At 58.7% G+C, this 741-nt stretch carries 1 protein-coding gene; it reads left to right on the forward strand.

The window, feature by feature from the left end; genetic code table 11:
* Nucleotides 1–4: 4 nt before the first annotated feature.
* Nucleotides 5–741 (forward strand): site-specific tyrosine recombinase XerC (xerC, locus tag EAE93_RS23960; protein WP_214040733.1); only part of this gene is annotated, 737 nt, incomplete at its 3' end.

Raw genomic sequence — 741 nt, forward strand, 5'->3', positions numbered from 1 at the left:
AATCATGGCAAACCGTAAACCGCGCAAAGGAAGTCTCCTGACCGTCGATGACGTCTACCGTCAGCCGGTGGGTCCGGCACATGACCCAAAAAGCCTGTATGCGCTGCTGCTGCGCTTCGTGGCATGGCGGCAGGAGCGGAACTGGTCGGAAACCACGCTGAAAGTGCAGACCCATCACACCTATCGCTTTATCCTGTGGGCCACGGACCGGGGCCTGTACTATGCCGCGGATATCACGCGGCCAATACTGGAGCGTTACCAGCGTTATCTGTATCAGTACCGCAAGACCAACGGAGAGCCGCTGAGCATCCGCACCCAGCGCACGCAGTTGCAGCCGTTGCAGGTGTGGTTCAAATGGCTGACGAAACAGAACCTGATACTGGCAAACCCGGCGGCGGACATTGAGTTGCCGCGGGAGGAAAAACGCCTGCCGCGGTATATCCTGAGCATTGATGAAATCGAGCATATCCTGTCGCTGCCTGACCCAAATACGTTGCAGGGCGTACGCGACCGGGCCCTGATGGAACTGCTCTGGTCAACAGGGATACGACGCAGTGAAGCGGCCCGGCTCGATATCTACAGCATTGACCGGTCACGCAAAACCGTGACCGTCCGGCAGGGCAAGGGGAATAAAGACCGGGTATTGCCCCTCGGCGAACGGGCCTTAAACTGGCTCCAGTTCTATCAGCAGCAGATTCGCCCGCAACTGCTGGTCACCCCGGACATCCAGTCGCTGTTCGT

It is taken from the genome of Photorhabdus akhurstii, assembly GCF_018448925.1.
Classification (GTDB): Bacteria; Pseudomonadota; Gammaproteobacteria; order Enterobacterales; family Enterobacteriaceae; genus Photorhabdus; species Photorhabdus akhurstii.